Source organism: Amycolatopsis sp. WQ 127309 (assembly GCF_023023025.1).
Taxonomy (GTDB): domain Bacteria; phylum Actinomycetota; class Actinomycetes; order Mycobacteriales; family Pseudonocardiaceae; genus Amycolatopsis.
In genome coordinates this window covers 2,758,041-2,773,300 of record NZ_CP095481.1, presented here as the reverse complement: position 1 = coordinate 2,773,300, position 15,260 = coordinate 2,758,041, and the positions used below count along the sequence as shown (strand labels likewise).

16 protein-coding genes are annotated in these 15,260 nt (G+C 71.2%); 3 read left to right on the top strand and 13 right to left on the bottom strand.

The window, feature by feature from the left end:
* Position 1: 1 nt before the first annotated feature.
* From MUY22_RS12680 to MUY22_RS12670, 3 genes are read right to left on the bottom strand one after another with little or no spacing between them, the layout of a single operon-like run.
* Positions 2–949, bottom strand: coding sequence for a ribose-phosphate pyrophosphokinase (locus tag MUY22_RS12680; RefSeq protein WP_247059737.1), 948 nt, complete (start codon positions 947–949; stop codon positions 2–4).
* Positions 946–1,596: an SDR family oxidoreductase gene (locus tag MUY22_RS12675; protein WP_247059736.1), complete on the bottom strand. Its 651-nt coding sequence runs from the start codon at positions 1,594–1,596 to the stop codon at positions 946–948. The genes MUY22_RS12680 and MUY22_RS12675 overlap by 4 nt, the downstream gene beginning before the upstream one ends.
* A 33-nt stretch (positions 1,597–1,629) precedes the next feature.
* Positions 1,630–2,283 carry a hypothetical protein gene (locus MUY22_RS12670; protein WP_247059735.1) on the bottom strand — a complete coding sequence of 218 codons (654 nt, stop codon included), beginning with the start codon at positions 2,281–2,283 and terminating at the stop codon, positions 1,630–1,632.
* Between the two features lie 432 nt (positions 2,284–2,715).
* Here MUY22_RS12670 and MUY22_RS12665 point away from each other — a divergent pair, with 432 nt between their 5' ends.
* Positions 2,716–3,786, top strand: a complete 1,071-nt coding sequence (locus MUY22_RS12665) for a CoA ester lyase (protein WP_247059734.1) — start codon at positions 2,716–2,718, stop codon at positions 3,784–3,786.
* A complete protein-coding gene (locus MUY22_RS12660; protein ID WP_247059733.1) occupies positions 3,783–4,637 on the top strand; it encodes a CoA ester lyase in 855 nt (284 codons plus the stop codon). The genes MUY22_RS12665 and MUY22_RS12660 overlap by 4 nt, the downstream gene beginning before the upstream one ends.
* A 42-nt stretch (positions 4,638–4,679) precedes the next feature.
* Here the strand turns inward: MUY22_RS12660 and MUY22_RS12655 are convergent, their stop codons facing one another.
* The 10 genes from MUY22_RS12655 to MUY22_RS12610 form a co-directional block, all read right to left on the bottom strand.
* A complete protein-coding gene (locus tag MUY22_RS12655; RefSeq protein WP_247059732.1) occupies positions 4,680–5,558 on the bottom strand; it encodes a CU044_5270 family protein in 879 nt (292 codons plus the stop codon).
* Entirely contained in the window at positions 5,551–6,063 is a 513-nt protein-coding gene (locus MUY22_RS12650) for an RNA polymerase sigma factor (RefSeq protein WP_247059731.1), read from the bottom strand. Before MUY22_RS12650 ends, MUY22_RS12655 begins: the two co-directional genes overlap by 8 nt.
* 87 nt (positions 6,064–6,150) lie before the next feature.
* On the bottom strand, positions 6,151–7,536 hold the full coding sequence (locus MUY22_RS12645) for an amidase (RefSeq protein ID WP_247059730.1): 1,386 nt from the start codon (positions 7,534–7,536) through the stop codon (positions 6,151–6,153).
* A gap of 10 nt (positions 7,537–7,546) precedes the next feature.
* Positions 7,547–8,305 (bottom strand): SDR family NAD(P)-dependent oxidoreductase, encoded by a 759-nt coding sequence (locus MUY22_RS12640; RefSeq protein ID WP_247059729.1) that lies wholly within the window; start codon positions 8,303–8,305, stop codon positions 7,547–7,549.
* On the bottom strand, positions 8,302–9,714 hold the full coding sequence (locus MUY22_RS12635) for an aldehyde dehydrogenase family protein (RefSeq protein ID WP_247059728.1): 1,413 nt from the start codon (positions 9,712–9,714) through the stop codon (positions 8,302–8,304). The genes MUY22_RS12640 and MUY22_RS12635 overlap by 4 nt, the downstream gene beginning before the upstream one ends.
* Complete coding sequence (locus MUY22_RS12630) at positions 9,707–10,477, bottom strand: ABC transporter ATP-binding protein (RefSeq protein ID WP_247059727.1); 771 nt, start codon at positions 10,475–10,477, stop codon at positions 9,707–9,709. Before MUY22_RS12630 ends, MUY22_RS12635 begins: the two co-directional genes overlap by 8 nt.
* The gene (locus MUY22_RS12625; protein WP_247059726.1) at positions 10,474–11,205 is read right to left on the bottom strand and encodes an ABC transporter ATP-binding protein; all 732 of its coding nucleotides are present in this window, start codon (positions 11,203–11,205) and stop codon (positions 10,474–10,476) included. The genes MUY22_RS12630 and MUY22_RS12625 overlap by 4 nt, the downstream gene beginning before the upstream one ends.
* Positions 11,202–12,008 (bottom strand): ABC transporter permease, encoded by an 807-nt coding sequence (locus tag MUY22_RS12620; RefSeq protein WP_247059725.1) that lies wholly within the window; start codon positions 12,006–12,008, stop codon positions 11,202–11,204. Before MUY22_RS12620 ends, MUY22_RS12625 begins: the two co-directional genes overlap by 4 nt.
* Positions 12,008–12,952, bottom strand: a complete 945-nt coding sequence (locus MUY22_RS12615; RefSeq protein ID WP_247059724.1) for an ABC transporter permease — start codon at positions 12,950–12,952, stop codon at positions 12,008–12,010. Before MUY22_RS12615 ends, MUY22_RS12620 begins: the two co-directional genes overlap by 1 nt.
* Positions 12,949–14,439 (bottom strand): ABC transporter substrate-binding protein, encoded by a 1,491-nt coding sequence (locus MUY22_RS12610; RefSeq protein WP_247059722.1) that lies wholly within the window; start codon positions 14,437–14,439, stop codon positions 12,949–12,951. The genes MUY22_RS12615 and MUY22_RS12610 overlap by 4 nt, the downstream gene beginning before the upstream one ends.
* A 65-nt stretch (positions 14,440–14,504) precedes the next feature.
* On the opposite strand from MUY22_RS12610, the gene MUY22_RS12605 reads away from it, so the two are divergent.
* Complete coding sequence (locus MUY22_RS12605) at positions 14,505–15,248, top strand: FadR/GntR family transcriptional regulator (protein WP_247059720.1); 744 nt, start codon at positions 14,505–14,507, stop codon at positions 15,246–15,248.
* Positions 15,249–15,260 lie beyond the last annotated feature (12 nt).

Genomic DNA, 15,260 nt, shown 5'->3' with positions numbered 1-15,260 from the left:
GCTAGAAGAGCGCCGACACCGATTCGCCGTTGTGGATCCGGCGGATCGCCTCGGCCAGGGCCGGCGCGATCGAGAGGATCTTCAGCTTCTCGGTGCGTTCCTCTTCGGGCACCGGGACGGTGTTGGTGCAGACGATCTCCAGCACCTCCGGCCGGTCGCCGATGCGCTCGATGGCCTTCGCCGCGAACAGGCCGTGCGTGCAGGCGACGCGGATCGACCGCGGCTTCAGCTCGGCCAGCCTGTCGAGCAGCTCGAGGACCGTGCTGCCCTTGGCGATCTCGTCGTCGAGCACGATCACGTCGCGGCCGGTGACCTCGCCGATCACCGAGGTGATCTGGACGCGGTCGTCGGGGAACCGCTCCTTCGCGCCGGCCGCGACCTGGACGCCGAGGAGCCGCGCGAAGTGCGACGCCTCCTTCGCGTTGCCCAGGTCGGGCGAGACGACGGTGGTGCGCGAGAGGTCGTACTGCCGGAAGTGCTTGGCCAGCTCCTGCAGCGCGTGCAGGTGGTCGACCGGGACGCTGAAGAAGCCGTGCACCTGCGGCGAGTGCAGCGTCATCGCGAGCACGCGGCTCGCGCCGGCCGTCACCAGCAGGTCGGCGACCAGGCGGCCGCCGATCGAGATGCGCGGCGCGTCCTTCTTGTCCGAGCGCGCGTACGAGTAGTGCGGCATCACCGCGGTGATCCGGGACGCCGACGCGCCGCGGGCGGCGTCGAGCATCAGCAGCAGCTCGACGAGGTGTTCCTGCACCGGCTTCACCAGCGGCTGGATGATGAAGACGTCCCGCTCGCGGCAGTTCGCCTGCAGCTGGACCTCGAGGCAGTCGTTCGCGAAGCGCTGGATCTCGACGGGCCGCAGCGGCACGCCGAGGTTGCTGCAGATCTCTTCGGCCAGCTCCGGGTGCGCGCTTCCGCTGAAGACGGCGATTTCCCTCGATGCCTCGTTCACAGCGCCGAGATCGCCGTGTCGATCGCCGTCTCGCCGGAGATCAGTTCCAGTGTCCGGCGCGCGGACGCGGGGGTGTCGAGCAGCGCGAGGAGCACCGCGGCGACGTCGTCACGCGGGATCGGGCCGCGGCCGGTCTTGTCGGCCAGCAGGACCTGGCCGGTGCCGGGGTCGTCGGTCAGCGCGCCGGGCCGCAGGATCGTCCAGTCGAGGTCGCGGGCCTTGAGGTCGTCCTCGGCCGCGCGCTTGGCGCGCAGGTAGACGCGGAAGTCCTCGGTGGCGTCGGGGTTCTCCGGGTTGTCGGCACCCATGGAGCCGACCTGGATGTGGCGCCGCACGCCGGCCTGCACGGCGGCGTCGGCGAACAGGGCCGCGGCGCCACGGTCCACAGTGTCCTTGCGCGCGGATCCGCTGCCCGGCCCGGCGCCCGCTGCGAATACCGCAGCGTCGGCGCCCTTCAGCGCCTCGGCGACGGTGTCCACATCGGAGCTTTCCAGGTCGAGCACGACGGCTTGGGCGCCGGCGGCTTCGAGGTCCGCCGTGTGGGCGGGATTCCGGATGATCCCGACCCCTTCGTCACCGCGCGCGGCGAGCAGCCGCTCGAGCCGCAACGCGATCTGACCGTGTCCACCAGCAATGACGACTCGCATGCCACCGACCCTAATGGGGATCGATCAAGGCCGTCAGTCGAGCTCGGCGGGGACTTCGGCGGTGCGCAGCAGGTGGTCGTAGACGACCTCGTTCACCAGCCGGGAAACCGGGTCCTCCGCCAGCACGACGCGCTCGGTGCGGCCCTCGAGGTCGAGGTCGACGACCGCGTTCGGGTCGGCCGAGACGATCGCGAGGCCGTACGCGCGGGCCCGCGGCAGGCAGTTGCCGACGTAGTCCTCGGTCAGCACGGCCGGCGACGGCAGCACCATCGCGGCCTCGCCGTAGCGGGCGAACGGAACCGCGGAGGCCATCGCGGTGCGCCAGTGGCGCGCGACGGCCAGGACGCCGATGATCTCGGCGGCCGGGGCGGGGGCGGTTCCGGCCAGCTCCGGCCAGGTCCAGGTGTCGACAGTGGCCCGATCGGCCACCGGGCCGGCACCCATCGCGATGCGCTCGGCGTGCACGTCGGTGCGAAGCTTGGCGACGACGCAGACCTTGCGGCCCAGGATCGTGATCTCGGGGAGGACGACGCCGTTCCAGCCCAGCTGGGCGGCGGCGGTGCGGGCGAGTTCGTCGACGCTCGCGGGGAGCTCGATCGGCGGCACCACTCGGCTCGGCATCGACCGGCTGCGCTTCGCGCCACCGGCGACCGTCGAGCGCTCGGTGTTCTGAGGTGTAGCCGCCACGAGTCCGCCTCCTTCAAACCTGCACTGCTTCGTGACCGGGGAAAACCGGCACCTCACTTGTCTAACAGCGCGGCGGCGCGGCGTCGCCGGGTAGCGCGAGTGGCTGCGATCGGCGGCGGCCAGCGGTCGATGACCGGTCGGTAGGCGGTCATGGGACTTCGGTCGAACGGTGCGGCCAACCGAGTGATCGCGGGGTGAGTGGCACTACGGTCCGCCCGCGAACGATTACCCAGGGCGCGAATCCGGACTTGTGGATCACTCCGGTCCGACTAGCCCGTTCGGCGCAACCCGGGAAGAATCCACAGTGGACGCAGGCCGCTGAGCTGCGGTTGTCCGCCGTCACCCACATGGCGGTGAGCTGCACCGCAGCGCTCACGCGCGCCCGCGACTAAAGTTACCGACCAGTCACTTAGTCGTCGCCGTGGAGGACCGATGCGCTCCCCGAAGGACTTCTTCGCCCCGCTCGCCCTGGGCGCGCCCGCCCCCGTGCGGGAGATCCCGGTGACGCCGTCCCGGATGATCCACTTCTTCGACCCGAGCAACGAGAAGATGGCGGCCAAGGCGCCGGACATCGCCAAGAAAGTCGATGTCCTCCTGGGAAACCTCGAGGACGCCGTGCGCGCCGACCGCAAGGAGGCCGCGCGCGCCGGGCTCGTCGCCATCGCCAAGGCGAACGACTTCGGGAAGACGCAGCTGTGGACCCGGGTCAACAGCCTGGACTCGCCGTGGGTGCTCGACGACCTGGTGACGCTCGTCACCGAGATCGGCGACAAGCTCGACGTGATCATGGTGCCGAAGGTCGAGGGCGCGCCGGACATCCACTACGTCGACCGGCTGCTGGCCCAGCTCGAAGCGCGCGCCGGCCTGACGAAGCCGTTGCTGGTGCACGCGATCCTCGAGACGGCGAGCGGCGTGGCCAATGTGGAGGAGATCGCCGGCGCGAGCCCGCGGATGCAGGGCATCTCCCTCGGCCCGGCCGACCTGGCCGCGAGCCGCCGGATGAAGACCACCCGCGTCGGCGGCGGCCACCCCGGTTACCTGGTGCGGACCGACCCGGCCGGCGACGACCTGACCGAAGGCCGGACGACCTACCAGCAGGACCTCTGGCACTACACGGTGGCGCGGATGGTCGACGCCTGTGCGATGCACGGGATCCTGCCGTACTACGGGCCGTTCGGGGACATCCGCGACGTCGTCGCGTGCGAGGACCAGTTCCGGAACGCGTTCCTGCTGGGTTGTGTGGGCGCGTGGAGCCTGCACCCCGTGCAGATCGACATCGCGAAGAAGGTGTTCTCGCCTTCGCCGTCCGATGTGGCCTGGGCGCGCAAGGTGATCGCCGAGATGGGCGACGGCACCGGCGCGGTGATGATCGACGGGAAGATGCAGGACGACGCGTCGGTGAAGCAGTGCCGCGTGGTCGCCGAACTGGCCGACGCCCTCGCGGCGGACGACCCCGAGCTCGCGAGCGCGTACGACGCCGCCACCAAGGAGGTCCTCGGATGACCGAGCCGAAGCCGAGACGCTCTGTGCTCTACATGCCCGGCGCCAACGAGCGCGCGCTGGAGAAGGCCAAGACCATCCCGGCCGACGCGCTGATCCTCGACCTCGAGGACGCCGTCGCGCCGGACGCCAAGGAGGCCGCCCGCGAACGCGTCTGCGCCGCCGCGTCTTCGGGCGACTACGGCGACCGCGAGGTGACCATCCGCGTCAACGGCCTCGACACCGAGTGGCACGACGCCGACCTGCGCGCGGCGGCGTCCGCCGGACCGGCCGCGGTGGTCATGCCGAAGGTGAACTCGGCGGCCGAGGTGCACAACATCGAGCGTGCGCTGGAGCTGGGCGGCGCCCCGGACCACACGAAGATCTGGGCGATGGTCGAGACGCCGGTCGCGATGCTGCACGCCGAGGAGATCGCGGCGGCGTCCGAGCGGCTGACCGTGCTGGTGATGGGCACGAACGACCTCGCCAAGGAGCTCCACGCGGAGTTCGTCCCGGGCCGCGGCCCGCTGCTGGGCGGGCTTTCGCTGTGCCTGCTGGCCGCGCGCGCGACCGGCAAGGTGATCCTCGACGGCGTCTACAACGACGTGAAGGACCTTTCCGGGTTCGAAGCGGAGTGCGTCCAGGGCCGCCAGTACGGCTTCGACGGCAAGACGCTCATCCACCCCGGCCAGGTCGAGCCGTGCAACCGGATCTTCGCGCCGTCCGAAGAGGAGATCGACCGGTCGCGGCGGATCATCGAGGCGTTCGAGAAGGCCGGCAGCGGCGTGGTCACTGTGGACGGTCGGATGATCGAAAACCTGCACGTCGACAACGCGCGGCGGGTGCTCGCGCTGGCCGAGGCCGTCAAGAGCTGAGCCCCGGTGGCCGGGCTACCCCACGGCCCGGCCACCGGAGGGTCACTGCGGCAGGCTGTTCGTCCACTCGGCACCGACCGTGATGGTTTCCGTGTCCTTGGTGCCGCTCATCACCGCGCCGTCCGGAGTCACGTACATCGATGTCCGGTTCACCCGGCCGGTCGCCGGGTCGACGACGAGCCGCTCGTTGCCCGGCAGCAGCAGGCCTTGACCGCCCGGGACCGCGCCGAGCGCGCGCACCCCCGGGTACGCGGCGATCGCCCGGAACGCCGCCGCGCGGACCGCCGGGGGCGCCGGCAGGGTGGACACCAGCGAAACCAGGGCCTGGGGCAGCAGCTGCTGCCGCTCGCTCGAGCTCATGGGGCCCGCACTCGTCCGGACTTCGCTGCGCTCCAGCGCGTTCGAGATCCAGTCCCGCAACGCCGCCGGTTCGGTGGGCAACGCCAGGAGCTGGTCGAGGGTCACCTCGACGACGCTCAGATGGAAGGGCGAGTCCACAACCAGCCGGATGACCCGGCCCCCGGTCTTCGCGCCGCGGAACCACTGGTGGCCCTCGGCCGTGGTCCAGTACTCGTAGGTCTCCGACTCGGCGATCTTGAGGTGCCAGTACTTGCCGGTGCCCGCCGGTGCCTTCGCGGCCACCGTGGCCGCCGCCAGCAGGACCTCCTGGCCGGTGACGGCGACCGGCGCCGCGGCCTGCGGGGCCGGGGCCGGGGCCGGGGTGCCGGGCACGGTCGCCACCACGACGGCGGCCGCGGCCGCGACGGCGACGAGGCCGGTGCCGATCGCGAGCGGGCGGACGTGCCGGCGACGGCGGCCGGTCAGCATGTGGTTCCGCAGCCGGTGCCGGCTGCGGTCGACGACGTCCTGGGTGGGCTCTTCGGGGGTCAGCGCCGCGCGCAGCGTCTGCAGGTCATTCATCACGGGCCTCCTGGGCGAGAACGGGGGTGAGCTTCTTGCGGGCACGCGTCAGCCGGGAGCCGACCGTGCCCGGGGAGATGCCGAGGGCCTGCGCGACTTCCGCGTAGCCGAGGTCGGCCAGGGCCACGAGCAGCAGCACGTCACGCTCACCCGAGGACAACCGCGACAACGCTTTTCCCAGCCGGCCGGCGTCGAGGACGCGGTTTTCGTGGCCCTCGGCGGGCCGGGGTGTCTCGAGCCGCGCGAGGGCCCGGTAGTGCCGGGCCTCCTTGCGGCGGTGCCGGGACACGAGGTTCGTCGCGATGCCGAACAGCCAGGCCCGCAGGTCGCCGCGGGTGGCGTCGAACGTCTTCCGGCGGTCGAAGGCGACGAGGAACGTCTCGGCGGCGACGTCCTCCGCGACCTGGGCGCCGAGCCGGCCGGCGACGTACCGGTAGACGGCCGCGAAGTGCTGGTCGTGCACCTCGGTGAACAGCTCGGTGCCGAGCACCGGGGCCGCCGTCATGGGGCTGCCTCTGTCATGCGGATCCTTCCCGTCGGCGACAGCTTCACCACCACTTCGCCGCGGGCCCGGATCTTCTTCCCTCGTTCGCTAGCCCACCGGCCAGGGCCGCTGCGGCGGGCGGACGCGCTCGTACGCCGCGGCGGCGCGCAGGACGCCGACGTCGTCGAAGCGGCGGCCGCTGATCTGGAGGCCGATCGGCCGGCCGTCGTCGGTGTACCCGCAGTTCAGGGACACCGCGGGCTGGCCGGACATGTTGTAGGGCACGGTGAAGCCGATGTGCTCGAACGGCCTGGCGGGGTCGTTCGTCGGGGACGCCCATTCCGCCGGCGGCGCCGCGACCGGGCAGGTCGGCGACAGGACGACGTCGAACCCCGAAGTCGCGCGGAGGGTCGCGACGCTGATCGCGTCGATCTGGGCGAAGCCGCGGTAGACGTCCACTCCGGACAGATCCGCGCCGCCCGCGGCCCACTCCGCGATGTACGGCAGCACCTTCGCGCGCCGGTCGAGCGGCAGCCCCGCCATGTCCGACCAGGCGCGGGTGCGCCAGAAGACGTCCAGGCCGTCGAGCATGCTCCGGTCCAGGAACGGCGCGACCGGCGCGACGATCGCGCCCGCGGCCTCGAAGGCCCGGGCCGCCGCGGCGACGGCGTCACGCGTGGCCGGGTCCACCGGGAGGCCGGGGCCGGACTCGAGCTGCAGCCCGACGCGCAGGCCGTCGAGCGTGCCGTCGAGCGATGACCACGGCAGGTCGGCCGGCGGCAGGCTCAGGTGGTCACGCGGGTCGGGCGCGGACAGCACGCTCATCAGCAACGCCGTGTCGGCGACCGTGCGCGTCATCGGACCGGCGACGCGGCCGAGGAACGGCGGGTCGACCGGCACCCGGCCGAAGCTCGGCTTCAGCCCGACCAGGCCGCACCAGCCCGCGGGCAGCCGGATCGAGCCGCCGATGTCGGTGCCGACGTGCAGCGGGCCGTACCCGGCGGCGCCCGCCGCGCCGGCGCCCGCGCTCGACCCACCCGGGCTCGCCGACGGCTGCCACGGGTTGCGCGCGGTGGTGTGGAAGCTCGACAGGCCGGACGTCAGCATCCCGTAGTCCGGCATGGTCGTCTTGGCCAGCAGGACGCCGCCGGACTCGCGGACGCGCGCCGCCGCCGGGGCGTCTTCGGCCGCCGGGACGAGCGCGGTCGCCGCGGTGCCCAGCGGGACCGGCGTGCCGCGGGTCGCGACGTTCTCCTTGAGCGTCAACGGGACGCCGTCGATCGGGCCCAGCGGTTCGCCCGCGTGCCACCGCGCTTCGGCGGCCTTCGCGTCGTCACGCGCGCTCGACGGGTCGTACGCGTACAACGCGTGCAGCTCGGGCTCCCGCGCTTCGATGCGTTCGAGAACGGCTTCGGTCACCTCGACCGGCGAGAGCGTCTTCGCGCGGTACTGCGCGACGAGTTCGACGGCGGTCAGGTCGGGCAGCTCGGTCATGAGCCCTCCTTCACGAAGCGGGCGGTTCGAAGCGGCCGTCGACGGCGGTCCAGCCACCGTCCACCGCCAGCACCGAGCCGGTGACGAACGTCGACGCGTCCGAAGCGAGGTAGACGACGGCGCCGGCGAGCTCGTCGGGACGCGCCCAGCGGCCCAGCGCGCCCTTCCGCGCGTAGGCGTCGTACCACTCCGGATTCGCCTTGATCTGCGCGGTCAGCGGGGTCTCGACGACGCCGGGGGCGATCGCGTTGACCCGGACGCCGGCCGGCCCGAACTCCGCGGCGGCCGTCCGGAACAGCTGGACGAGCCCGGCTTTGGTTGCCGCGTAAGGGCCCTGACCAGGCTCGACGGTCGTGCCGCGGATGGACGAGAAGCCGATGATGCTCCCCCGCCCGTGCGCGACCATGTCGGCGCCGAACGCGCGGACGACCTCGAACGTCACGCCGAGGTTGAGCGCGAGGACGCGGTCGAACTCGTCACGGGTGTAGTCGAGCAAGCGCTTGCGGACGTTGGTCGCGGCCGTCAGGACAACGACGTCGAGCGGCCCGAGGTCGGACGCCGCGCGGTCGACGGCGCCGGGTTCGAGCAGGTCGATCTCGTACGCCTCGCCGACGCCGGTTTCGCGGGCCGCGGTGATGTCGCGGTCCGCCACCACCACTGCGGCGCCGTGCGCGGCCAGGGCTCGCGCGGCTTCGCGGCCGATCCCGCTGCCGCCGCCGAGCACGACGGCACGCCGTCCGTCCAGCCGGAACAGGTTCTCGTAGTTCACGGTCGCAGCACCGCCATCCTCGTCACGGTCAGCTCTTCGACGGCGAAGCGCGGGCCCTCGCGGCCGATGCCGGAGTCCTTCACCCCGCCGTACGGCATGGTGTCCGAGCGGAACCCGGGCACCTCGTTGACGACGACCCCGCCGACGTCCAGCTCGTCCAACGCGCGGAAAGCCGTGCGCAGCGACTGACTGTAGACGCTGGCGTGGAGGCCGTAGCGCGACGCGTTGACCGCGGCGAAGGCTTCGTCCACATCGGACACCGTGCGCAGGCAGACGACCGGGCCGAAGATCTCCTCGTCCCAGGCTTCGACGCCGTCCGGGACGTCGAGCAGGACCGTCGGGCGCAGCACCGTGCCGTCGACTCCCCCGCCGACCTGCCGGGCGCCGGACTGCTCAATCCACGCCTGGACGCGTTCCGTGGACGCGGGGTCGATCAGCGCCGACACCCGCGTCTTCTCGTCACGCGGATCGCCGGTGACGACCTCGTCGAGCCGGGCCAGCAGCCGTTCGGTGAAGTCCGCCGCGACCGACTGGACGACCAGCACGCGCTGCACCGAGATGCACGCCTGACCGGACGCGTAGAACCCGCCGCGCAGCACGGCGTCCGCTGCGGCGTCCAGATCCGCATCGGAAGCGACGACGAGCGCCGCGTTGGAACCCAGTTCCAGCAACGTCTTCGTGGGCGCCGCGTCACGGGCGATGCGGTGGCCGACGGCGGCGGAGCCGGTGAACGACACCGCGCCGATCCGGCGGTCGGTCGTCAGCGCGGCGCCGACGGACGCGTCGCCGGTGACCAGCTGGACCATGGCGGCGAGCGGGGCCATCGTACGCACGAGGTGGACCAGCCACAGCGTAGCCAGTGGTGTCTGCGGCGCGGGCTTGATGATCACCGGGCAGCCCGCGGCGATCGCGGGGGCGATCTTGTGCGACGCCAGCAGCAACGGGTAGTTGAAGCCCGCGATGCCGACGACCACGCCGATCGGCTTGCGCTTCCAGAACCCGACCAGCCCGTCGCCCGAAGGCAGCAGGTCCAGCGGGACGGTCTCGCCGTGCAGCCGCGACACCTCTTCGGCGGCGGCTTCCCACGTGACGATCGTGCGGGCGACCTCGACGCGGCAGTCGACCAGCGGCTTGCCGGTCTCCAGCACAAGCAGGTTCTCGAACTCCTCACGGCGTTCGGTCAACGCCGCGGCGACGTCGTTCAGTAAAGAACGACGAGTCCGTGAAGGCAGCGAAGCCACTTCGCGCGCGACGGCGACGGCCTCGTCGACCGCTCGAGTAGCCAGCTCAGGCGTGCCGATGGGCGCGGTCCCGATGACGCTCCCGTCGTACGGGAACACGACGTCCGACGTGTCCACAGTGGACATCCAGCCCGCGCCGATCGGCAGGCCGTCCGGGTGGTCAGGCATCCTCGCCTCCGCTCAACCGGGCCAGCTCCGCGCGCAGGTTCGGCGCGGCGGCCAGGAGTTCCCGGGTGTACTCGTGCCGCGGTGCGTCGTAGACCTGCTCGACGTCGCCGAGTTCGACGATCTCGCCGCGGCGCATCACCGCGACGCGGTCGCAGACGTGCCGGACGACGCCGAGGTCGTGCGACACGAAGATCAGCGTCAACGCGAACTGCTCGACGAGCGAAGCGAGCAGTTCGAGGATCTGGCCGCGCACGGAGACGTCGAGGGCGCTGACGGGCTCGTCCGCGATGAGCACGCTGGGGTTCGGCGCGAGCGCACGCGCGATGGAGATCCGCTGCCGCTGGCCGCCGGAGAACTGGTGCGGGTACCGCCCTGCCGCGTCCGCGGGGAGCCCGACCGCCGCCAGCAGCTCGGCGACACGCTGCGGGTTTCGACGACCCAGCGGTTCGGAAATGATGTCGGCGACGCGCATCCGCGGGTCGAGCGAACCCATCGGGTCCTGGAAGACGATCTGCAGCTCGGACCGCAGGAAACCGAGGCGACGTTCCGGCAGGTTGTCGATGCGCCGGCCCTGGAACAACACCGTGCCCGCGGTCGGCTTGTCGAGCGCGGCCAGCAGCCGGACCAGTGTGGACTTCCCGGAACCGGACTCGCCGACGATGCCGAACCGCCGGCCGGCCTCCACGTCGAAGCTGACGCCGCGCAGCGCGTGCACGTCCCGGCGGGCGTACCGGCGTTCCAGGTCGCGGACTTCGATGATCATCGGCGCGCCTCCAGGTCCGACGCGTCCAGGAGCTTGCGGGTGTACTCGTGCTTCGGCGACGTCAGCACTTCGCGGGTCGAGCCCGCTTCGACGATCTCGCCGTCGAGCATCACCAGCACGCGCTCGCACACCGACGCCACCACCGCGAGGTCGTGCGTGATGAACAGCAACGCGCTCTCGGCGGGCAACGACGTCTTGACGAGCGTGAGGATCTGGGCCTGGACGGTGACGTCGAGGGCGGTCGTCGGCTCGTCGCAGATCAGCAGCGACGGCTCGTTGGCCAGCGCCATCGCGAGCACGACGCGTTGCCGCTGGCCGCCGGACAGCTGGTGCGGGTACGCGCGAGCCGTGTCCGGCAGGCCGACGGCGGCGAGCAGCTCCTCGGCGCGGTGACGACGGCCGTGGATCCGGCCCGGCTCGGTGACCTGACGGCCGACGCGCATGGCCGGGTTCAACGCCGTCATCGGCTCCTGGAACACCATCGCCAGCTCGTCACCACGCAGCCGCGAGAGGTCCTTTTCGGACATGCCCAGCAGCTCGCGGTCGCCGAGGCGCACCGAGCCGGACGCGTGCAGCTCGTCGGGCAGCAGGCCCATGATCGCCAGCGCCGTCAACGACTTCCCGGAGCCGGACTCGCCGATCAGGCCGACGCGCTCGCCGGCGCCGATCTCGAACGAGACGTCCCGGACCAGCGCGTTCACGCTGAGCCCCGTGACCGAGAGAGTCATACGCGGGCCGCCAATCGGGGGTCGAGGCGGTCGCGCAGGCCGTCACCGAGGAGGTTGAACCCGAGGACGGCGACGGCGATCGCGATGCCCGGCACCAGCGCCAGCCGCGGCTGGACCGTCAGCAACTCTTGGGATTCCTGCAGCATCCGACCCCACGACGGCGTCGGCGGCCGCGTACCGAAACCGAGGAACGACAGCGCCGCCTCGGCCAGCACGGCGATCGCGAACGACACCGACGCCTGCACGATCAGCAGGCCCGAGATGTTCGGCAGCACGTGCCGCACCGCGATGGTCAGCCGCGACCGGCCGCCGGCGCGGGCGGCGAGCACGAACTCGGTGCTCATCACCTGCAGCGTGCCGGACCGGGCGATCCGCGCGAACGACGGGATCGTGGCGATGCCGATCGCGACCATCGCGGTGAGCGTGTCCGCGCCGAACACCGCGCCGAACATGATCGCCAGCAGCAGCGCGGGAAACGCGAGCACCAGGTCGTTGACCCGCATGACGAACTCGCCGAGCCACCGCGGCGACATCCCGGCGAGGATCCCGAGCGGCGTCCCGATCACCGCGGCGATGCCGACCGCGACCACGCCGACGTACAGCGTCGTCCGCGCGCCGACCATGAGCTGGCTGAGCAGGTCACGCCCGAACTTGTCCGTGCCGAAGACGTTCTCTCCCCCGAAGCCGAGCAATCGATGGGCCGCGTCGACCTTCACCGGGTCGAACGGCGTCCAGAAGAACGACAGCACGGCGGCCAGCACGACCAGGCCGACGAGCACCCCGCCGATCACCAGATTGCGCATCACGAACCTCGCAATCGCGGGTCGAGCACGGTGTAGAGGACGTCGACGACGAAGTTGACGAGTAGAACGCCGACGACCAGCACGAGCACGATCCCCTGCACGGTCAGCAGGTCACGCGACGCGACGGCGTCCAGCAGCATCGAGCCCAGCCCCGGCAGCACGAACACGCGCTCGACCACGACCGCGCCGATCAGCAGCGTCGCGAGCTGCAGGCCCAGCACGGTGACGACCGGGACGGACGCGTTACGCAGGCCGTGGCGCACCAGCGCCTGCCCGGGACGCAGGCCCTTGGACCGCGCGGTGCGCAGGTAGTCCTGGCCGAGCGTGTCCAGCACGGCCGTGCGCACATAACGCGTGAGCACCGCGCCTTGCACCAGTCCTAGGGACAAAGCAGGCAGGACGAGCCCACGGAGGAACTCGCCGGCGTCCTGGTCGGGCGGCGTCCACCCACCCGAGGGCAGCCAGCGCAGCTGCACCGCGAAGATCTGCACCAGGATGATCCCGGCGAGGAACGCGGGGATCGCGACGCCGATCTGCGACAGCCCGGAAACGCCCGCGCCGGAGGCTTTCCGGTGCTTCACCGCGGCGAACGTGCCCGCGGGGATGGCGATCACCAGCGCCACCAGCATCCCGGCGCCGACCAGCCAGAGCGTGACGCCGAGGCGGTCGAGCAGCTGCGGGCCGATGGTGTCGCGCGTGACGTACGAGCGGCCGAAGTCGCCGTGCAGCACGCCGCCGATCCAGTCGAAGTACTGCGTGACCAGCGGCCGGTCGATGCCGAACTCGGCGCGGGTCTTGGCGAGCAGCTCCGGCGTCGCGTTGACGCCGAGCGCGACCTGCGCCGGATCACCCGGCAGCACGGCCATGAAGAGGAACACGACGATCGACGTGACCAGCACGCTGACCACGAAGATCGCCACCCGGCGCAGCACCTTGGCGGTCATCGCGGCGCCAGCCCGGTCAGGTCGAACGACTCGCTGACCTGGTTGGCCGCGAACCCGCCGACCTTGGCCTTCGCCACGATCACGTTGGGGAACAGGAAGAGCCAGTCCGCGGCGGCGTCCGTGTTGAGCTGCTCGGCCACGAGTTTCATGTCCGCGACCTGCTGCTCCGGCGTCCCGCTGTCGGCTTCGGCGAGCAGCTGCTGGACGCGCTTGTTGTCGTAGCCCCAGTAGTACGTCGGCTTGCCGAACGTCGTGATGTCGCGCGCCTCGACGTGCTGGATGATCGACAGGTCGTAGTCGTGGTCGGTGAAGACCTGCTTCAGCCAGACGGCCGGGAAGTCCAGGGGCTCGATCGTCGTCCGGACGCCGACGTCGGCCAGCTGCGACTGGACGACCTGCGCGGCCGACACGGCGTACGGCAGGTTCGGGATCCGCATCCGCAGGTTCAGGTTCGTCGCGCCCGCCTCGCTCAGCAGCGCCCTCGCCTTGCCGGGATCGAACGGGTGGACGTTCGACAGGTCTTCGTACCAGGGGTCGGTCGGCGGGACCATGCTGCCGATCAACGTGCCGCGTCCGGCCCACGCCGTGTCCAGCAACGCCTTCCGGTCGATCGCGTACGTCAGCGCCTGGCGCACCCGCGGGTCGGTCAGCGGCGCGCGTTTGTTGTTGAACGCCAGCGTGACCTCGCTGTTCGACGTGCCCTGCACCACCTGGAACCGGTCGTCGGCCTGGAACTGCGGGATCGAGTCGGGCGCGGTGATCGTGGAGATGACGTCGATGCCGTTGCTATACAGCGCGTTGTTCAACGCGGTCGGGTCCTTGATGTACTTCAGCACAACTGTCCGGTACGCCGGTTTCCGGCCCCAGTACGACGGATTCGCCTTGAGCACGACGGAGTCACCGCGCTTGCGGGCCGCCACGACGTACGGCCCGGTGCCGATCGGCTTGTTCGCCAGGTCGGCGACGCCGGTCGGGCTGAACATCGCGCCGAGCCGGCTCGTGAGGCTGAACAGCCAGCCGTTCGACGGCTTCGACAGCACGACCCGCGCGTGGTCCGGCGCCACGACGTCGACGTGGTCGACGACGTCCATTGTGGACTTGATCGAGATCGTCCAGTCGGTCTTCACACGCAGCAGCGAGAACTTGACGTCCTCGGCGGTGAACGGCGCGCCGTTGCTGAACTCGACCCCTTGCTGCAACTGGAAGTCGTAGGTCTTCCGGTCCGGGCTGATGGTCCACGACTTCGCGAGCAACGGCACGACGCGACCCTGCGAGTCGAGCTTCACCAGGCCTTCGTAGACGTTGTAGAGCAACGCCTGCGGGATCGCGGCACCGTCGGTCTTGGTGAAGTCGAAGTTGGCCGGCTCCGCCGTGAACCCGACGGAAAGGGTGTCCGGACCAGCGGAAACGCTCGCCGACGAGCCGGCTGAGCAGCCGGACACCACGAGCAGCAGCGCCGCTGCCAGCACGGGAATCCGGGCTTTCATCTGGCCTCCAGGTGGGTACACTGGTCTGACCAGTAGCCTGCACGCGACGGACGTCGAGGTCAAGGATGCGGTTCGAACCGGTGGCTCCGGTCCGCGCGTACGAGCGGGTCGTCGAGCAGATCGAGCAGGCCGTGGTCAGCGGGGCGCTCAAACCGGGAGAACGCCTGCCCAGCGAGCGCGAGCTGATGATCCAGTTCGGCGTCGGGCGCTCGACGATCCGGGAAGCCCTGCGGGTGCTGCAGGCCGCCGAAATGGTCCGCTCGCGGCCCGGTGATCCGCGCGGGCCCGAGGTGCTGGCCGCGTCCCCGGTGGCGTTGCACCGCTCGATGCACCGGCTCGCGCGCGCCGACCACGTCGGGCTCGCGGAGCTGTTGCAGTTCCGGATGATCCTCGACGGCTCGGCGCACCTGCTGGCCGCGGAACTGCGCACGGACGACGACCTGACCGGCCTGGCCGAAGCCCTCGACGCCATGCGCGAAGGCGTCTCACGCGGGTACGCCGAGTTCAGCCGCGCGGACGTCGCGTTCCACGAAGTCATCGCGCGGAGCTCGCGGAACCCGTTGCTGGTGGTCAGCGAGGAAGTCGTCCGCGGGGTCGTGCTGGAACTGATCGAGGACAAGCTGGAGCACGCCAGCAACCGGACGTCGCTGATGCACACCTGGCTCGCCCACCACGCCGAAGTCCTCGACGCGGTCCGCGCGGCCGACGGCGCCGGCGCGTCGCAGCTGGCCAAACAGGCGTTGTACGACAACTACGCCGAATACGTCCCGGCCGGGCAACGCCCGCTGCTGACCCCCTTGCTGCGGTAATACACTCGGCCG